At 70.2% G+C, this 17,584-nt stretch carries 17 protein-coding genes; 9 read left to right on the top strand and 8 right to left on the bottom strand.

Annotation, left to right across the window (positions count from 1 at the left end):
- Positions 1-431: 431 nt before the first annotated feature.
- Complete coding sequence (locus QT196_RS18060; protein ID WP_168480041.1) at positions 432-1,310, bottom strand: alpha/beta hydrolase; 879 nt, start codon at positions 1,308-1,310, stop codon at positions 432-434.
- A gap of 198 nt (positions 1,311-1,508) precedes the next feature.
- On the opposite strand from QT196_RS18060, the gene QT196_RS18055 reads away from it, so the two are divergent.
- Both QT196_RS18055 and QT196_RS18050 read left to right on the top strand, forming a co-directional pair.
- On the top strand, positions 1,509-2,213 hold the full coding sequence (locus QT196_RS18055) for a TetR/AcrR family transcriptional regulator (protein WP_168480040.1): 705 nt from the start codon (positions 1,509-1,511) through the stop codon (positions 2,211-2,213).
- Between the two features lie 1,033 nt (positions 2,214-3,246).
- On the top strand, positions 3,247-5,094 hold the full coding sequence (locus QT196_RS18050) for an AMP-dependent synthetase/ligase (RefSeq protein ID WP_290356676.1): 1,848 nt from the start codon (positions 3,247-3,249) through the stop codon (positions 5,092-5,094).
- Between the two features lie 204 nt (positions 5,095-5,298).
- Here the strand turns inward: QT196_RS18050 and QT196_RS18045 are convergent, their stop codons facing one another.
- The 3 genes from QT196_RS18045 to QT196_RS18035 all read right to left on the bottom strand — a co-directional run bounded on the left by QT196_RS18045 (position 5,299) and on the right by QT196_RS18035 (position 6,370).
- The gene (locus tag QT196_RS18045) at positions 5,299-5,610 is read right to left on the bottom strand and encodes a hypothetical protein (protein WP_085924387.1); all 312 of its coding nucleotides are present in this window, start codon (positions 5,608-5,610) and stop codon (positions 5,299-5,301) included.
- A gap of 16 nt (positions 5,611-5,626) precedes the next feature.
- The gene (locus QT196_RS18040) at positions 5,627-5,764 is read right to left on the bottom strand and encodes a hypothetical protein (RefSeq protein WP_158092640.1); all 138 of its coding nucleotides are present in this window, start codon (positions 5,762-5,764) and stop codon (positions 5,627-5,629) included.
- Positions 5,765-6,166: 402 nt separating this feature from the next.
- A complete protein-coding gene (locus QT196_RS18035; RefSeq protein WP_003984261.1) occupies positions 6,167-6,370 on the bottom strand; it encodes a cold-shock protein in 204 nt (67 codons plus the stop codon).
- A 249-nt stretch (positions 6,371-6,619) separates the two neighbouring features.
- Between QT196_RS18035 and QT196_RS18030 the strand changes: the two genes are divergently transcribed.
- The 4 genes from QT196_RS18030 (at position 6,620) to QT196_RS18015 (ending at position 10,222) form a co-directional block, all read left to right on the top strand.
- Positions 6,620-7,522: a menaquinone biosynthesis protein gene (locus QT196_RS18030; RefSeq protein ID WP_168480037.1), complete on the top strand. Its 903-nt coding sequence runs from the start codon at positions 6,620-6,622 to the stop codon at positions 7,520-7,522.
- A gap of 179 nt (positions 7,523-7,701) precedes the next feature.
- The gene (mqnC, locus tag QT196_RS18025) at positions 7,702-8,901 is read left to right on the top strand and encodes a cyclic dehypoxanthinyl futalosine synthase (protein WP_168480035.1); all 1,200 of its coding nucleotides are present in this window, start codon (positions 7,702-7,704) and stop codon (positions 8,899-8,901) included.
- Between the two features lie 7 nt (positions 8,902-8,908).
- Positions 8,909-9,460: a hypothetical protein gene (locus QT196_RS18020; RefSeq protein WP_168480033.1), complete on the top strand. Its 552-nt coding sequence runs from the start codon at positions 8,909-8,911 to the stop codon at positions 9,458-9,460.
- Positions 9,461-9,523: 63 nt separating this feature from the next.
- Entirely contained in the window at positions 9,524-10,222 is a 699-nt protein-coding gene (locus QT196_RS18015) for a demethylmenaquinone methyltransferase (RefSeq protein WP_168480031.1), read from the top strand.
- Positions 10,223-10,306: 84 nt separating this feature from the next.
- On the opposite strand, the gene QT196_RS18010 is transcribed toward QT196_RS18015, so the two are convergent.
- Together QT196_RS18010 and QT196_RS18005 are read right to left on the bottom strand one after the other, a co-directional pair.
- A complete protein-coding gene (locus QT196_RS18010) occupies positions 10,307-11,656 on the bottom strand; it encodes an erythromycin esterase family protein (RefSeq protein WP_290355244.1) in 1,350 nt (449 codons plus the stop codon).
- 273 nt (positions 11,657-11,929) lie between these two features.
- Positions 11,930-12,445, bottom strand: a complete 516-nt coding sequence (locus QT196_RS18005; RefSeq protein ID WP_211117370.1) for a GNAT family N-acetyltransferase — start codon at positions 12,443-12,445, stop codon at positions 11,930-11,932.
- A gap of 74 nt (positions 12,446-12,519) precedes the next feature.
- Between QT196_RS18005 and QT196_RS18000 the strand changes: the two genes are divergently transcribed.
- Together QT196_RS18000 and QT196_RS17995 are read left to right on the top strand one after the other, a co-directional pair.
- Positions 12,520-13,884, top strand: coding sequence for a geranylgeranyl reductase family protein (locus tag QT196_RS18000; protein ID WP_356948502.1), 1,365 nt, complete (start codon positions 12,520-12,522; stop codon positions 13,882-13,884).
- A gap of 148 nt (positions 13,885-14,032) precedes the next feature.
- On the top strand, positions 14,033-14,488 hold the full coding sequence (locus tag QT196_RS17995) for a carboxymuconolactone decarboxylase family protein (protein ID WP_168480028.1): 456 nt from the start codon (positions 14,033-14,035) through the stop codon (positions 14,486-14,488).
- Positions 14,489-14,603: 115 nt separating this feature from the next.
- On the opposite strand, the gene QT196_RS17990 is transcribed toward QT196_RS17995, so the two are convergent.
- Positions 14,604-15,425 (bottom strand): ATP nucleotide 3'-pyrophosphokinase, encoded by an 822-nt coding sequence (locus QT196_RS17990; protein ID WP_290355243.1) that lies wholly within the window; start codon positions 15,423-15,425, stop codon positions 14,604-14,606.
- Positions 15,426-15,698: 273 nt separating this feature from the next.
- Positions 15,699-16,499 (bottom strand): C40 family peptidase, encoded by an 801-nt coding sequence (locus QT196_RS17985; protein ID WP_290355242.1) that lies wholly within the window; start codon positions 16,497-16,499, stop codon positions 15,699-15,701.
- 725 nt (positions 16,500-17,224) lie between these two features.
- Between QT196_RS17985 and QT196_RS17980 the strand changes: the two genes are divergently transcribed.
- Positions 17,225-17,584 (top strand): NADH-quinone oxidoreductase subunit A, encoded by a 360-nt coding sequence (locus QT196_RS17980; protein ID WP_127151714.1) that lies wholly within the window; start codon positions 17,225-17,227, stop codon positions 17,582-17,584.

Below are 17,584 nucleotides of genomic sequence, written 5' to 3'. Positions count from 1 at the left end.
TCACGCCGGAGGCGCACCCTCCTGGCAGGTGGCCACACAGGCATGGGCTGCTCATCCCCCGGGGAGGGATGGGCAGCCCACCGGTTTGCCTCAAGTAACCCATCGGAGTGACGGCTTGGCAACGTCCTTGACGGGAGCTCACCCGGATGGCCGTGCCTGCCAGGCGGCCGGGCCGTGCTCCGCCATCAGCCCCGTCATCGGCCCCGCCATCAGCTCCGTCACCAGGCGTCCGTGATCCTCGCGGCCGGAAGGCTCAAGTGCAGGCTGTGCGCGTGGTTCTCCGGCTCATCCGTCATGCCGGCGGTGCTCGCTGCCGTGCCGCGGAGGTGTGCGTGCGGCAGCTGCGGCGGACGCCGAGACCATCAGCAGCGAGGACACGGCTGCGGCGCCGGTGCCGGCCATCCGCGGCTTCCCCGGCCCCGGGCTCGGCCTCAGTCCGCCGCCGCTCCCGTATGGCCCAGGATCGCCGTGGCGAGCGGCTCCAGTACGGCGGGCGGCAGCGCATGCCCCATCCCCGGGATCTCGACGACGGATGCGCCGCGGACACACTGCGCGAGGTGCTGGGGGTGCGGCGGCGGGAAGACCGGTTCGGCGGGCGCGCAGACCACGAGCGTCGGCACCTCGTTCGCGGCGAGGCGGTCCGTGCGGAGCATGCCCTCGTGCTCCGCACGGCCGTGCGCGGTGCTGGTCCGGTGATGCCCCGCGTGCTCGATGACGCGGTGCTCAAGAGCGCGGAAATACTCGGTGTCGAAGGGAAGTTGGTCACCGGCGAGTACCCGCCAGTGTTCGATCCGGCGCTCCACCTCGGCCGACGGGCCATGATCCTCGACCGGACGGGCCCATAGCTCCAGGACCTCGGGCGCGATGCCCGGCAGCTCGTCGACCGGCACCGTGCTGCCGTCGGGGCGGGTGTACGGGGTGCTGCTGAGGGCGCTGGTGCCGATGAGAGTGGCGCTGAGCAGTCGGTCGGGGTGGTCGGCGAGCACCATCTGGGCCAGCATGCCGCCCAATGACATGCCGACGACATGCGCCCGGCCGACTCCCAGCCCGTCCAGTACCGCGATCGCGTCCTCGGCGAGGTCGGCGATCCGGTACGGCTGCTCCTCGAAGGGCCAGGTGGAACGGCCGGTGTCGCGGTGGTCGTAACGGATGACCCGGTGGTGCTCGGCAAGCGCGTCGACCAGTGGCTCCGGCCAGCCGACGCCGGTCGCCTGGGCACCCATGATCAGCAGCAAGGGGGCCGCGTCGGCGGCGCCGCGCTGCTCGGTCCACAGGCGGACGCCGGGGGCGGCGTCGATGAACTGCTGCATGGGGCTGTCCTCCAGGGGGAGTGGGCGCACGGGTATCACGTCCGTGCTGCGCTGCGCCGCGTAGCGCAGCACGCGCCGCGCTAGCACGACGAGACGTATCGTCTCGCTGTGGCGGGAACGTGTCAAGGGAGGGAGGTCTGGAGGCGAAGATCGTAAACTTACTTTGCAGTAAAGGGGCGGGATGGAGGGACATTCAGGGTGGGAGCTGTGAAGAGCAAGCGGGTGCCGCGCGCGGTCCGGGAGCAGCAGATGCTGGACGCCGCGGTGCTGACGTTCGCACGGCGTGGCTATCGGGCGGCCTCGATGGATGAGATCGCCGAAGTGGCCGGGGTCTCGAAGCCGCTGGTCTATCTCTACCTGAATTCGAAGGAAGACCTGTTCAGTACGGTGATCCGGCGGGAGTCGGAGGCGCTGGTGGCGGCCGTGACGGCGGCCGTGGAGCCAGGGGGAACGGCCGACCGGCAGCTGTGCAGCGGTCTGAAGGGCTTCTTCGCGCACACCGCCGAGCATCCGTACGGCTGGGCCGTACTCCACCAGCAGGCGCGGACGCACGGTGAGCCGTTCGCGCGCGAAGTGGCCGCGCTGCGGGCGGAAATCGTCGCATTCGTCACGGAGTTGCTCGGTGCAGCCGCAAAGGAGGCGGGTTGCGTCGGCGAACTGGCCGAACGGGAGGTCGCGGGGCTCGCCCATGCCCTGGTCGGCGCAGCCGAGTCACTCGCCGAGTGGGCCAATGTCCGTACGGATGAAGGGGCTTCGGGCGAGCACGAGCATCCGTCGGCGAAGGACACGGCGGCCACGATGATGAACTTGGCCTGGACGGGCCTCAATCAGCTCATGGGCGGAGAACGCTGGGCGCCGGGCGGCCTCGTCGACCACGAGGGCCGCTCCTGCGCCGGGCGCTGACACGACCTACGCGCCGCTTGCCGCCCCGGTCCCGGTTCTCCGGGGCCGGGGCGGCTCCGTAAATGACGGAACGAAGGTCGTGCGGGGTATTGGCCAACTCCCGGTCCTCGCATAAATTTACCTCGAAGTAAGGTTACTGCTGGGTCAGGAGCTGGGTCGAGGATGCGTGCCACGGGTTCCCCCCACTGCGAGCGAGCCGTTCCCCGCCGCCCGCCCTTGCCTTCGCCGTGCCGTCCCAACCCCTCCCGTGCCAGCCGGTGTTCGCGCCCGACGAGGTCGACGCCGCGAAGACGTGCGGTAGTTCGACGCGGCGAGGGGGCCGTTGGCGCTGCGCGTCGTTGGTTGTCTGCGGGTGGGGTGTGGCTGGGCGCGCTTCGGTGGCGCGGCCGATCCATCAACTGCCCTTGGTGCGGCTGTGTGGGGGCTGGCGCCGTTGCGGGGTCTGTGGTTGCCGCGGGGGTCGGAGGGGACGCACCGGAACCCTCCCCCAGCCTCCGGCCGGGAGGTGCCCCCACGGCGCGGGCGACGCGGCTACGTGCGATTGAGCACCCCGGTGTTTGCTCCGGTCCTGCGGGCGGGCCCCGGTACATCCCCTCCGACCGTCCCCCGTTGCCGACTGCCGGCCGGTGACACCGCCCGTCACCACCCACCTCCGCCCGCGCCCAAACTGTGCGGGTGGCCGGACCAGGTCCCTGCCAACGGGGTGCAGCGCATGGCCGCCGTAACGGTCATCGGTATGGCGGGTCGGCCGCGTACGGACGGTGGTCGGAGGGGATGTCCGGTGCCCCGCCCGCAGGACCGGAGCGAACGCCGGGGTGCCTTACCTCTGGGACCCGCGTCGCCCGCGCCGAGGACGGGGTACCGGGCGTCCCCTCCGACCCGCCACCCACCAGCCGAAGGCGAACCGGCGGCCAGCCACCGGCAACCCGCACAGGAAAACGAGGAGCCGCTCGTGTCCCACCAGGAAAGTGCACCCACCGGATCACTCACCGCCTCCACCGTCACCCCCACCCTCACCGAGCCGCAGAAAACCCTGGTCGACGGCACGGTCCGCGAGGTCTACGTCCCCCCGCTGGCCCCGCCCGTACGCAGCGGCTCGCTCGGGGACCTCCCCTTCGTCAACGCCCACGAGGCCCCCGGCGACGTCGTGCTCGCCCGTAAGCAGCCGAGCGGAATCTGGCGCGACATCAGCGCCGCGGAGTTCGCCGCAGAGGTGCGCGCCGTCGCCAAGGGCCTGCTCGCGTCCGGCCTCCGCCCCGGTGACCGGCTCGCGATCATGGCGCGTACGACCTACGAGTGGACCCTCGTCGACTTCGCCGCATGGGCGGCCGGCCTGGTCACCGTCCCCCTCTACCCCACGTCCTCCGCCCACCAGGCGCAGTGGATCCTGCACGACTCCGGCGCCCGCGCCTGCGTCGTGGAGGGCGTCGACGAGGCCCGTCTGATCAGCGGCCTCCGCGCCGAGCTCCCCGTCCTGGACCACCTCTGGCAGTTCGACACCGGCGCCGTCTCCCAACTCGTTGCGGCGGGCCGCGACATACCGGACGAGGCGGTCGACCAGTGCCGCGCAGCCACCGGCCCGTACGCCCTCGCCACCCTCATCTACACCTCCGGCACCACCGGCCGCCCCAAGGGCTGCGCCCTCACCCACGCCAACTTCTTCGCCGAGGTCGACAACGCCGTCGAGCTCCTCCACCCCGTCTTCAAGTCGGTCAGCGAGGAGCCTGCCGCCACCCTCCTCTTCCTGCCCCTCTCGCACGTCTTCGGCCGGATGGTCGCGGTCGGCTGTCTGCGCGCCCGGGTCCGCCTCGGCCACGCCCCCAGCATCCGGACCGACGACCTGCTGGCCGACCTGGCGGGCTTCCGGCCGACCTTCCTCCTCGCCATCCCGTACGTCCTGGAGAAGGTCTACAACACCGGCCGTGCCACCGCGGAGAAGATGGGGCGCAGCTCCTCCTTCGACCGCGCGGCCCGTATCGCCCGCTCCTACGGCGAGGCCATCGAGGCCAAGGAGCACGGGACGGGCGCCGGCCCCGGCGTCGCCCTCAAAGCCGCCCGCAAGCTCTATGACCCCCTCGTCTACCGCCGTATCCGCGCCGCCCTCGGCGGCAAGGTTCGCCACGTCCTCTGCGGCGGCTCACCCCTCGGCCGCCGCCTCGCCGCGTTCTACACCGGCGCCGGCATCGAGATCTTCGAGGGCTACGGCCTGACGGAGACCACCGCCGCCACCACCGTCACCCCGCCCCTCCGGCCCCGTATCGGCACGGTCGGCTGGCCGCTCCCCGGCACCGCCGTCCGCATCGCCGACGACGGCGAGATCCTGATCCACGGCGAGCACGTCTTCTCCGGCTACTGGGACGCGGCCCTCGGCGCGGCCCGCCCGGTCACCGATCAGGGCTGGCTGGCGACCGGCGACCTCGGGGCTCTCGACCCGGACGGCTACCTCACGATCACCGGCCGCAAGAAGGAGCTCATCGTGACGACGGGCGGCAAGAACGTCGCCCCGGCCCCCCTGGAGGACCGCCTCCGCTCGCACCCTCTCGTAGGCCAGTGCCTGGTCATCGGCGACAACCGGCCCTACATCACGGCCCTGATCACCCTGGAGCCGGACGGGCTCGCGCACTGGCGCCAGATGAACAAGAAGCAGGACCTGCCGCCCGAGCGCCTGGTCCGCGACGAGCGCCTGCTGGCCGACATCCAGCGCGCTGTCGACGACGCCAACGAACTGGTCTCCCGCGCCGAGTCCATCCGCCGCTTCGCGGTCCTCCCGGTGGACTTCACCGAGGAATCCGGGCACCTCACCCCGTCCCTGAAACTCCGCCGGGCCGCCGTGGTCCGCGATTTCGCCAAAGACATAGCGGCCCTTTACGAAAGCAGATGACCCCCGGTCTGGAGCAAAAGCCCTCGGCGCGTCAAACTGGAACCCCGTGTCACCTCTGTGGGGGAGGTGGCACGGGGTCTGACGTGCGATGCCGCGCCACGACATCTGGCTGACTTCCACCGGCCGGACCGGTGGCCGTCGGCGCGGCGCACCCCCAGGGGCCGGTCAACGGCGGCTGCTTCGGGGTGAGTTGTCCGGGTCTTCTCAGCGCGGCGGCAGGGCCACGGCCGTCTGCATATCGCAGGTGTTGCACCAGAACGCCCAGCCGTTGGCGTCGACGGACCGCGACCCGCAGGCCAGACACGGGTCGCCCACGAAACTCGCGGCGACCCAGGATCCGGCCGTCGCCGCGCGCCGCCCGGCGATCGCGCATTCGTCGGCGTAGCAGGGGATGCACAACCCGCCCTGCTGGCCGGGCAGTTTCATCGACCGTATCCCGCAGGTCGAGCACGGGAGCTTGCCGACGTACTGCTCGTCCAGGCCGACCGGCTTACCGTTCCTACTGGAGGCCGCCATGTCGCCTCTGCCTCCTCTATGCCAGGACGGTTCCGGTGCCGCCACAACCGGAGCACTGTGTGGTGACGCGGTCGCCGGTCGGCGTCTCCCAGTCCACGGTGCCTCTGCCGGCGCAGTCGGGGCAGGGCTTCTGCGGGGGCAAGTGCTCGCTCATTCTGCCCACGGTATGCCGGGTCATGTTCCGATGTGACCACTTTCCGTGATCGCTTCGGTACGGAGTTGCGCCGGCGCCGCCGGGGGGTGCGTGGGGCGGGCGGGACGGGCGGGACGCTCGGCAGGGGTAATCCGGGTATCCGGGCATTCCTTCCCCTGCGGTTCGTCCGGCCGGGGGCGAGGTGGCCTGCGAATCCGCGGTCATTCGCGGAAGAATTCCCTAATGCGTGCGACATTCGGGTGTGTCATGCGCCGGATGGCCGGAATTCAGGTGTCCGCCATTCGTGGCAGTGCGCGTGTCGGCGGCGAAAAGGCAGGAGCCCCGCTCGCCACCGAAGTGGCGGAGCGAGGCTCCTTGGGTACTGCTTAGGGGCGACCTGGAAGAAATTCCGGGCCGGGCAACTTAGACCGGCGTGACGTTCTCCGCCTGCGGACCCTTCGGGCCCTGCGTGACGTCGAAGTTCACCTGCTGGTTCTCCTCCAGGGAGCGGAAACCAGAGGCGTTGATCGCCGAGTAGTGGACGAAGACATCCGGGCCGCCGCCGTCCTGGGCGATGAAGCCGAAGCCCTTTTCAGCGTTGAACCACTTGACGGTTCCGGTAGCCATAAGCCCTCCTTGGGCCAAAGGGTTGCCCTGCTCCAGAACCTGCAAAGAAGTCTGAAACTACAAGAGCCTGCGGGGTCACATGCTCCGCAGGCTCTGTACTGCAAGGGAAACCAAACTGCAACTTGCGCTGAGCGTAGCATGTGCTGCTCCTGAGGCGGAAGAGCCAAAGATCACGTTTAACCGACCGCACTAACGTCCATACGGCGACCCGCCGCGCTGCCACTGGGGAGACAGGTCTAGCCTCCGCATGTGGACAATTCAACCTTCGGAGACGCACCCGCGGGCGCCGGCGCCGGACGCCGTCGCAGCCGGCCGCGAGTGGGCCACATCCAGTTCCTGAACTGCCTGCCCCTTTACTGGGGCCTGGCCCGTACGGGCACCCTGCTCGATCTGGATCTCACCAAGGACACGCCGGAGAAGCTCAGTGAGCAGCTGGTCCGCGGGGATCTCGATATCGCGCCGATCACGCTCGTGGAATTCCTGCGGGCCGCCGACGACCTCGTCGCCTTCCCCGACCTCGCCGTCGGCTGTGACGGCCCGGTGATGTCCTGCGTGATCGTCTCGCAGAAGCCGCTGGACCAGCTGGACGGTGCCCGGGTCGCGCTCGGCTCGACCTCGCGGACGTCCGTACGGCTGGCCCAGCTGCTGCTCGCCGAGAAGATCGGGGTGCGGCCCGACTACTACACCTGCCCGCCGGACCTCGGTCTGATGATGCAGGAGGCGGACGCGGCGGTGCTGATCGGCGATGCCGCGCTGCGCGCCAATCTGCACGACGGGCCGCGGCTGGGCCTGGAGGTGCACGACCTCGGCCAGATGTGGAAGGACTGGACGGGCCTGCCGTTCGTCTTCGCCGTCTGGGCGACCCGGCGCGAGTATCTGGAGCGCGAGCCGGCCGTGGTGCAGAAGGTGCACGAGGCGTTTCTCGCCTCGCGTGATGTGTCGCTGGAGGAGGTCGCCAAGGTCGCCGAGCAGGCGGCCCGCTGGGAGACCTTCGACGAACCGGTCCTGGAGCGCTACTTCACCACGCTGGACTTCCGCTTCGGGCCCGCGCAGCTCAAGGGCGTCACGGAATTCGCCCGGAGGGTCGGGCCGACGACCGGGTTCCCGGCGGATGTGACGGTGGAACTGCTGGAGTCGGCGGCCGCCCGGTAGCGAGCGGCGGCGCGGCGCGGCCGTACTGCCGAGGCGAAGGCGTACGGCCGCTACTCCTGAGCCCGGCCGTGGCCTCTCCCGTGCGCCGCGGGCAGCCGCCCGGCCGGGCGGCGAGGCTGTCACACCCCTGACGTACGCTGGTTCAGTTCGTGATGCCCGCCTGCGAAAGGGACGCCCCGGTGACCGAGAACGCCGACCTCCAGTCCGTACTCGACCGCGCCGCGCAGGGCGGCCGCATCACGCCGGAGGAAGCGCTCGACCTGTACCGCTCCGCTCCGCTGCACGCGCTGGGCAAGGCCGCCGACGCCGTCCGCCGCCGCCGCTACGCCGGCACCGAGCACATCGCGACGTACATCATCGAACGCAACATCAACTACACCAACGTGTGCGTGACGGCCTGCAAGTTCTGCGCCTTCTACGCCGCGCCCAAGGACACCGCCAAGGGCTGGACCCGCGACCTCGACGACATCCTGCGGCGCTGTGCGGAGACCGTCGAGCTGGGCGGCACCCAGATCATGTTCCAGGGCGGCCACCACCCGGACTATGGCGTCGAGTACTACGAAGAGCACTTCTCCGCCATCAAGAAGGCCTTCCCGCAGCTGGTCATCCACTCCCTCGGCGCCTCCGAGGTCGAGCACATGGCCCGGATCTCCAAGGTGTCCGTCGAGGAGGCCATCCAGCGCATCCACGCCGCCGGCCTGGACTCCTTCGCGGGTGCCGGTGCCGAGCTGCTGCCGGCGCGCCCCCGTAAGGCCATCGCCCCGCTGAAGGAGTCCGGCGAGCGCTGGCTGGAGATCATGGAGACGGCCCATGAGCTGGGCGTGGAGTCGACCTCCACGATGCTGATGGGCACCGGCGAGACCAACGCCGAGCGGATCGAGCATCTGCGGATGATCCGTGACGTCCAGGACCGTACGGGCGGCTTCCGCGCCTTCATCCCGTACACCTACCAGCCGGAGAACAACCACCTGAAGGGCCGGACGCAGGCCACCCTCTTCGAGTACCTGCGCATGATCGCCATCGGCCGGCTCTTCTTCGACAACGTCGCGCACATCCAGGGCTCGTGGCTGACCACCGGTAAGGAGATCGGCCAGCTGTCGCTGCACTACGGCGCGGACGACCTGGGCTCGATCATGCTGGAGGAGAACGTGGTCTCCTCGGCCGGCGCCAAGCACCGCTCCAACCGCATGGAGATCATCGACCTGATCCGCAAGGCGGGCCGGGTCCCGGCGCAGCGCGCGACGACGTACGAGCACCTGCTCGTGCACGACGACCCGGCCAACGACCCGGTCGACGACAAGGTCGTCTCGCATCTGTCGTCGACGGCGATCGAGGGCGGCACGGCCCATCCGGAACTGAAGCTGATCGACGCCAACTGAGCCGCGGATGCTGACACTTCACCGGGTCCGGGGTGTCCGGCCCGGCCATGACGGGGAGCCGATCGCCGGGTACGCGGTCCTCGTCGACGGCGCCCGTCTCGCCGCCATCGGCCCGTACGAGGAGCTGTCGGCGGCCTACGGAGACCGCGCGCGGGTCCGGGAGTGGGACGGTGTGCTGACTCCCGGCCGGTACGAGCCCGCGGGCGCCGCGCTGTTGGAATCCGCCTACCACCCCGACCCGCGCGAGGCCGACGAGCTCGGCAGTGACCCGCTCACCGGCGAGGCGCTCGCCGCCCTCGGGATGACCGAGACCCGCTGGGGCGCCAGTGCCCGCCGTGGTCTCCAGCGTCTGCTGGCCCTCGGGACGACGTCGCTGACCGGGCCGTTCACCCGGCCCGCGGTCCGTACGGCCGTCCAGCGGTCCGGGCTCGCCGAGCCGCCCGGCGGCCGCCCCCGTGCGCTGACCGTGGGCGGCGCGGCCGATTTCGCGGTCTTCGCCGAGGACGGCAGCTGTCTGGCCACCGTTCTCGCCGGCCGTCTGGTCTACCGCCGCCGCTGACGGCGGGCGTGCCGCGCCGTGCCCGGTGCGGCCCCGGGACCCGGCACGGTGGACAATGGCCGGGTGACCCGAGCATCCCTGGACAAGCAGCCGCACGAAGTCGCCGCGATGTTCGACGGCGTGGCGGCCCGGTACGACCTCACCAACGACGTGCTCTCCATGGGGCAGGCGCGGCTGTGGCGCAAGGAGGTGGAGCGTGCGGTGGCCGCACGGCCCGCCGAGCGGGTGCTCGACCTCGCGGCCGGTACCGGCACCTCCTCGCTGCCGTTCGCGCGGACCGGTGCGTATGTCGTGCCGTGCGACTTCTCCGTCGGCATGCTGGGGGAGGGCAAGAAGCGGCACCCGTGGCTGCCGTTCACGGCCGGTGACGGTACCCGGCTGCCGTTCGCGGACGCGGTGTTCGACGCCGTCACCATCTCCTTCGGGCTGCGCAACATCCAGGACACCGATGCCGCGCTGGCGGAGCTGTACCGGGTCACCAAGCCGGGGGGCCGGGTCGTGATCTGTGAGTTCAGCGAGCCGACCTGGGCGCCGTTCCGCACGGTCTACACCGAGTACCTGATGCGGGCCCTGCCGCCGGTCGCCCGCGCGGTCAGCAGCAACCCGGACGCCTACGTCTACCTCGCCGAGTCCATCCGCACCTGGCCCAACCAGCCCGAACTCGCCGCCCGGCTCCAGGGCGTGGGCTGGACCGAGGTGGCCTGGCGCAATCTGACCGGCGGCGTCGTGGCAATGCACCGGGGGACCAGGCCGGCCGGCTGAGCAGGGCCGGCCGAGCAGGCCCGACGTCCCGTCGCCTTCCACGGGCGGGACTTCGGACTCAAAGGTCCCGACAAGGTCCTGCCGTCACGGCTTCAGCTTGTCGGCCTCCCGGACTTCGCTGAGGTGGATGAGGACGTCGAAGTCCTTGGCGAGCGCGACGTCGCGCGGCTTCACGGGGAACTGCGTGCCGATGCTGAGCGTGGGCCGGGCGGTGTTCAGCCAGTCGCGCGCGGCGGCCGGGGCGTTGCGGACGTCGAGGTAGAAGTCCCGGTAGCGGACCTGGTCGAGGGTGTGCTCGTTGCTGCCGGGCTGCGCAGCGTCCACGGTGAACTTCTTCCAGTCGCCGCCGAGGGCGGTGTCCTTCGACAGGAACGAGCCCTGGTTGAAGGTGAAGCCGATGGGGAGGTAGTTCTTGCCCATCGTGTCGCGCAGGAACGACCCCTGCGTCTTGGGATAGAGCTCGGGATAGCTGGCGGCGTAGCCGACGTGGTCGTTGTGCGCCGACAGCAGGATCTTCTGGCCGGTGTGCTGCTGCCACCAGGTGACGTTCTGGGCCATCACCTCGTCGCGGAAGCGCTGGAAGGTGGGCAGCGAGTCCGAGTCGTCGGGGTTCATGGTGAGGAACTTGGCGGTCTGGGCGATGGAGCGGGCGTTCTGCTCGGCCCATGCGAACGCCTCGCCGGAGCCCTTCTGGCTGCTGACCAGTTCCAGGGCCTGCTGTGCCTTGGTGGCGAGCTGCTGCCGTTCCGCGAGCGGCTTGCGCAGGTAGTCGAGGAAGTCGTTGATCGGGCGCAGGCCGGTGTAGAGCTCGTTGAGCTTCGGCAGCGCCTCCGGGTGGTTCTGCTGCACGTAGCCGGTCACCCGGCCGAAGAACGCCTCGCTTATCGAGGGGGCACCGAGGTCGTCGCCCATGAAGTGGACGGTGCGGCCCGGGTGGCGGCTGTTGTAGTCACGCATCCACTCGATGAGGCTGACGAACTCCTCGCGTTCCCAGGGGGAGTTGGTGAGCGTCTCCTTGGCGATCTTGCGGGCGTCGCCCTTGCCGGTCTGGAGGTAGTCGTCGATCCGGAGTCCGGCGGACCAGCTCAGTTCGAGGGCGAAGGTGGTGAAGCCCTTCTCCTCGACCAGGTAGCGGAAGACCCGCTCCTTCATGGCGAAGAACTCGTGGGAGCCGTGGGTGGCCTCGCCGAGGCCGACCACCTCGGCGTCGCCGATCATCGAGCCCAGGGCTCGCAGGTCGGCCGTGTTCGTCCCGGGCTCGGCCGAGCGCAGCGGGTGGGCCGCCTGCTCCAGTGCGCGGACCGGGCTCTGCTTCCCGTCGGCGGTGTCGGCCGGGGCGGCCTGGACCGCCACCGGAACGAGGACGGCTCCCATCGCGGCCACCGCCGTGACCAGCAGCCCCCGGCGGCCGATGCGCTTCCGGTGTCTCACCATGTTCTTGACCTCTCTTGCGTACGGCGACTTGAGGGGAATCATCGCCAGTGATGCCCTTGCCGCGCAGTGGAGGCAGCTACCGAACTCTTCGGGGGGCATACCCCCCTCGGAGGGCAGCCGGCACGTGGACTCGCCGTACGCCGTGCCCGCCCGGCCCTCGCCTCGGGGAGCCCTGGGGCACGGCGCTCGGCACCTGGCCGGTCAGTGACGTGGACCGGTCCGAAAACCGACGGCCGGTGCCCTCATGCCGCGGATGAGGGCACCACGCACGGCTCACATATCCAAACGGTGGCAGTACGCCGTACGCCCCTTCGGCGTGATCACTGTCTCCGCGCGGCGCATCCCCAGCCGCCGGGTCACCGCGAGCGAGCGCTCGTTGCGTGCGTCCACCATCGCGACGACATGCCGGACGCCGGCCGTCCGTACGGACTCCAGTGCCGCCTGCGCGGCAGTGGTGGCGTAGCCCTTGCCCCAGTACGCGCGGCCGAGCCGCCAGCCGATCTCGATCTCGCCCGCCGGTCCCCAGTCGTGCGGCCAGGGCTGGGCGCCGGTGAAGCCGATTACCCCGCCGTCCGCCGGGTCCACCAGGGTGAACAGGCAGAAGCCCAGCTCCGCGTGGTGCCGGCGCTGACGGGCGGTGAGCTCGTCGTACTCCGAGAGTTCGGCGGGGGCGCCGCCGTGGAACTCCATCACATCCGGGTCGTTGAAGGCCCGGTGCCAGTGCCGCGCGTCCTCCTCGGTGGGCACGCGCAGTTCGACGGCGGGGAGTGGTGTGTGCACAGACTTCATGGGGGACAACCCTTCAGGTTCTGATCACCAAGGCCCCCATAGACTGCACATGCCCAGTGCCGGTCGGCACCCAGATATCCAGATATCGACTTCCGGGAGACAGCGCCGTGACCGAATCCGCGTCCGTGACCGATTCCGTGACCACCCCCCGATCGGAGCACAGCGCGGATGTGATCGTCGTCGGTGCCGGGCCGGCCGGCTCGGCCACCGCCTATCACCTCGCCAAGTCCGGTCTGGACGTGCTCCTTCTGGAGAAGACCGCGTTCCCGCGCGAGAAGGTCTGCGGCGACGGGCTGACCCCGCGCGCCACCAAGCAGCTCGTCGCGATGGGCATCGACATCTCCGAGGAGGCGGGCTGGCTGCGCAACAAGGGCCTGCGGATCATCGGCGGCGGCTCCCGGCTCCAGCTCGACTGGCCGGAACTGGCCTCGTACCCGGACTACGGCCTGGTCCGTAAGCGCGACGACTTCGACGAGCAGCTGGCCCGGCAGGCGCAGAAGGCCGGTGCCCGGCTGTATGAGCGCTGCAATGTGGGTGCGCCGATCGTCCACGAGCTGACCGGCCACATCACCGGCGTGCACGCCAAGCTCGGCGAGGCCGGGTCTGATTCAAAAGACACGACCCCGGTCACCTTCCACGCCCCGCTCGTCGTCGCCGCCGACGGCAACTCCACCCGGCTCTCGCTGGCCATGGGCCTGCACCGGCGTGAGGACCGCCCCATGGGCGTGGCCGTCCGTACGTACTTCACCTCGCCCCGCCACGACGACGACTACCTGGAGTCCTGGCTGGAGCTGTGGGACCGCCGCGGCGCCCAGGACCGGCTGCTGCCCGGCTACGGCTGGATCTTCGGCATGGGCGACGGGACGAGCAATGTCGGCCTCGGCATCCTCAACTCCAGCTCCGCGTTCAAGGAGCTGGACTGGCGCGAGATCCTCAAGGCGTGGTGCGCCTCGATGCCCGCCGACTGGGGCTACACGCCGGAGAACATGACCGGCCCGATCCGCGGCGCCGCGCTCCCCATGGCCTTCAACCGCCAGCCGCACTACACCAAGGGCCTGCTGCTGGTCGGTGACGCGGGCGGGCTGGTCAACCCGTTCAACGGCGAGGGCATCGCCTACGCGATGGAGTCCGGGGCGATCGCCGCCGAGGTCATCGTGCAGGCGCACGCCCGTGCCACGTATGCGCAGCGCGAACTGGCCCTGGCGCGCTACCCGAAGATCCTCAAGGACACCTACGGCGGCTACTACTCGCTGGGCCGCGCCTTCGTGAAGCTCATCGGCAACCCCAAGGTCATGAAGATCGCCACCCAGCGCGGTCTGACCCACCCGCTGCTGATGCGCTTCACCCTCAAGATGCTCGCCAACCTCACCGACCCCACGGGCGGCGACGCGATGGACCGCATCATCAACGGGCTGAGCAAGGTCGCCCCGAAGTCCTGACACCGGGGCCGGTCACCGGACGGGAGGTCCGGGACCGGCCCTGTCCGTGCTTCTGCGGCGCCGGGAAGAATTTTCCGGCGCCGCGGTCACACTCTCCGGCCGGGATCCGTCAGTGCGGTAACGACGGATTCTCTTAAGGAGAGCAGCGATGGAAGCACGGATGAAGAACCCCGCGGTGGTCCTGCCCGAGGCCATGCAGCCGCTCCTCGACGTGTTCCGGGCGACCCGCGGGGGCGGGGTGCCGGAGGCGACGCTGGAGCTGGTCCATCTGCGCGCGAGCCAGATCAACGGATGCAGCTTCTGCGTCGACGGGGGAGTGAAGAGCGCCCGGAAGTCGGGCGTCAGCGACGATCAGCTGTTCGCGGTCGCGGCCTGGCGGGAGGCGCCGTACTTCTCGGACGCCGAGCGCGCCGCCCTGGCGCTCACCGAGGTGGCCACCCGGCTCGCGGACAGCTCCGACCCGGTGCCGGACCACGTCTGGGACGCCGCCGCGGACCACTTCGACGAGCGCCAGCTGTCGGCGATCATCCTGACGATCGGCATCACCAACCTTTTCAACCGGCTCAACGCGACCACTCGGCAGCCGGCCGGCGCGGGCTGGTAAGTCCCGCCCGGCGGCGGCCGTGACGGCCGCCGCCGCAGGCCCCTGGCGGCCCGCCGGTGCATCCGGCGGGCCGCCGCTGCTGCGCCCGCGCTCCCGGGGGCCGGTGACCGGTCCGTCAGCCGGCGGGGGCGGGGGCCGGTACGGGGAGCCGGCGTGCCGGGTCCGGGGACAGCCGACGGGCCGGGGCGGTCAGCCGCTCGGCGCCCGGCGGGACCGGTACCGCCGCGAAGATCGCGTTCTGCTGCTCCTGGAGCTCCCGCACCTGCGCGGGCGGAGTGCCCGGCAGCCGCTGCTCCTCGTACAGCTTGTGCGTCTCCAGCTGGGCCGCCTTGCTCTCGGGGGTGTGGAACTGGACCTCGAAGAGCTGGCCGGACCGGGGTGCGCGCCAGACGGAGTTGATCGCCTTGTAGCCGGTCCGGTTCCAGGTGTTGGTCCAGCGGGCGGAGTCGTTGCCCCAGGTGGACAGCAGCCCGGCCGTGGTGTGGACGCCCTGGCTGTAGGTGCCGGCCGGCCACTGGAGGGTGAAGCGGACCGCGTCATTGATCGTGCGGAGCGCCGCGTCCACGGTCTGCCCCGGTGTCTCCCGCAGCCGGGTGGCGACCTTGCGCTTGAGCGAGTCCGGCGATTTCAGCCGCTGGTCGAAGCCGACCAGTTCGGCATGGCTGATCCTGGCGGCTGCCCGGACCGCGGGGCTGATGGTGCGCTCGGCCCGCCGGGCGCGGGCGGCGAAACCGTCCACCTTCTTGTTCTCGGCGGCCGTCAGATGCAGTCCGTCCTGGTGCCAGCCGCCGTCGAGGCCGGTGGGCCGGGCGGTGAGCGGTGCGGCGGACGGTGCGGCGGTCGCGGTGGGGACGGCGCCCAGGCCGAGCGCGGTGGCCAGGGCGGCGGCCGTCGCGGCCCGGCTGACGAGGCGGCGGGGGGTGCGATGCGTATTCATCGAAGCGCGGTTCCCTCTCTCTGCGGAGGCCGGACGACGCATGAGCGGCATCTACGGCATATGGCGAGAGGTGCAACGGCGCGCACCGCGAATCGGTGGCTCCACGGGGCGGCGTTCGGCCCGTACCTGGCTTGATCGTGGCGCCGGGCGGCGCGAATCATCCGTCGGACGACGGCGCGGGGGAACGGCCCGGCGACCCGGCCCACGCAAAAGGACCGCCTCTCCCGAGCGGCGAGAGAGACGGTCCTTGTGGTGTGCGTGTGCGCGGCGGTCCTAGAGGACGCGCACCGCGCCGCTGGGCATGTCGTAGTCGAGCGGGCGCTCGACGATGCCGGTGCTCGGGTTCTGGGCCCCGATGAACTTGCCGCCGCCGACGTAGACGCCGACGTGGTAGGCGCTGCCCGCGCTGCCCCAGTACAGGATGTCGCCGACCTGGAGGTTGTCCAGGCCGACCTGGGTGCCGGTGGTGGACTGGTCCTGCGAGACCCGCGGCAGGTCGATGCCGATCTGGTTGAACGCGGCCTGCGTCAGACCGGAGCAGTCGTACGACGAGGGGCCGCTGGAGCCCAGCACGTAGGCCTTGCCGAGCTGCGCCTTGAGGAAGGCGACGAGCGTGGCGGAGCTGCCGGTGGCGGTCGACGCCGAGGGGGCGGACAGCGTCGAACGCTCGGAGGAGCGCGAGGCACGGGCCTCGGCGGCCTCCTTGGCCTTACGAGCTTCCTCGGCCTTCTTCTTCGCCGCGGCCTTGGCCTTCTTCACGGCCTCGGCCTTGTGCTTCTCCGCGGCCTTGGCGGCGTGCGAGAAGGCGCTGTCCTGGAGCGCCTGATGCTCGTAGTTGAACGCGACCTGCTCGGCCGTGTCGGCGCTCCTGGCGGCACTGGTGGCCAGCGCCGTCGTGATCGTCGGCATCTCCTGGGTTTCGGAGACGGGCTTTTCCGCGGCGTTGGCCGGCACCGTGGCGCCGGTCACCGCGAGGGTGAGGAAGCCACCGGTCACGCCCGCCCGCAGCGCCCGCGAGGACGCGGAAGGACGGCGGGGCTTCCGGTGGCTGGGTATGAGTGCGTTCGGGGACATGGCAATAACGGCTATCAGGCGCCGCTGGTTGCTGCCAAGAAAGGTGCAGTGCGCCACACTTGACGCGTACGCGACGAACAAAACGGACTTTTGTCCGCTCGCTGCCCCCGCGGCGGGATGTCCGAATTTCGCGATCATGTTCCTACGCATGGCATTTGCTGCTCCACGCGGGCCCGGCGGGCGCCTACCACTTCCGCATCCGCCACGCCAAGGCTTCCCGGGCGTCAAGCACTTAGTGCTGGAAATAGCGTGGGATAGGTCACTCTTGAGTGTCCGTTATGTTCCCGTGATCTGACATCGGCCGGCCACTCGTGAACGGAAGCACGTACCGACGATCACGACCGGGTCACGACCGGGCCGGATCTACCGGCCCGCCGCATATAGCAGTTGGCCGTGTCCAGCACCAATTTGCTTGTAGCGGCAACTACTTGATATTGGCAACCCCGCACTGACCAGCGGTAACACCAGGGAATGTCACCTCTCGTGATCACTCGCGCGCTTCGCGTATGAAGATCACCGCTCATCCGACTTCATGATCCTTCGCCGGGTGGTGGAGATCACAAAGGCGTTGTTCACCCCCGTGTCGCAGATCACAGACCAGCGGGCATAAGATGCAGGCGGCTCGGGCTTGTGAACTGCCTCACATAGGCACGATCTCCATGGGGCAGCCGGAGGGCCCGGGCGGACCGCCATCCAGTCATCGTCGACTGAAGGGAGCGAGGACGGTGAACGCTTACGCGCCCATCCTCGTACTGGGAGCCCTCGGGGCAGGCTTTGCGATCTTCTCCGTCGTGATGGCCGCCCTCGTCGGGCCCAGGCGTTACAACCGGGCCAAGCTCGAGGCCTACGAGTGCGGTATCGAGCCGACGCCACAGCCGTCCGGTGGTGGTCGCTTCCCGATCAAGTACTACCTGACGGCGATGCTCTTCATCGTCTTCGACATCGAGATCGTCTTCCTCTATCCCTGGGCCGTCACCTTCGACGCCCTGGGGCTTTTCGGGCTCGTCGAGATGCTCCTCTTCGCGCTCACCGTCTTCGTCGCCTACGCCTATGTCTGGCGTCGTGGCGGCCTGGAATGGGACTAG

This window comes from Streptomyces sp. P9-2B-2 (assembly GCF_030406865.1).
In the GTDB taxonomy this organism is placed as follows: Bacteria; Actinomycetota; Actinomycetes; order Streptomycetales; family Streptomycetaceae; genus Streptomyces; species Streptomyces platensis.
This window is presented reverse-complemented; position numbering and strand designations above follow the sequence as displayed.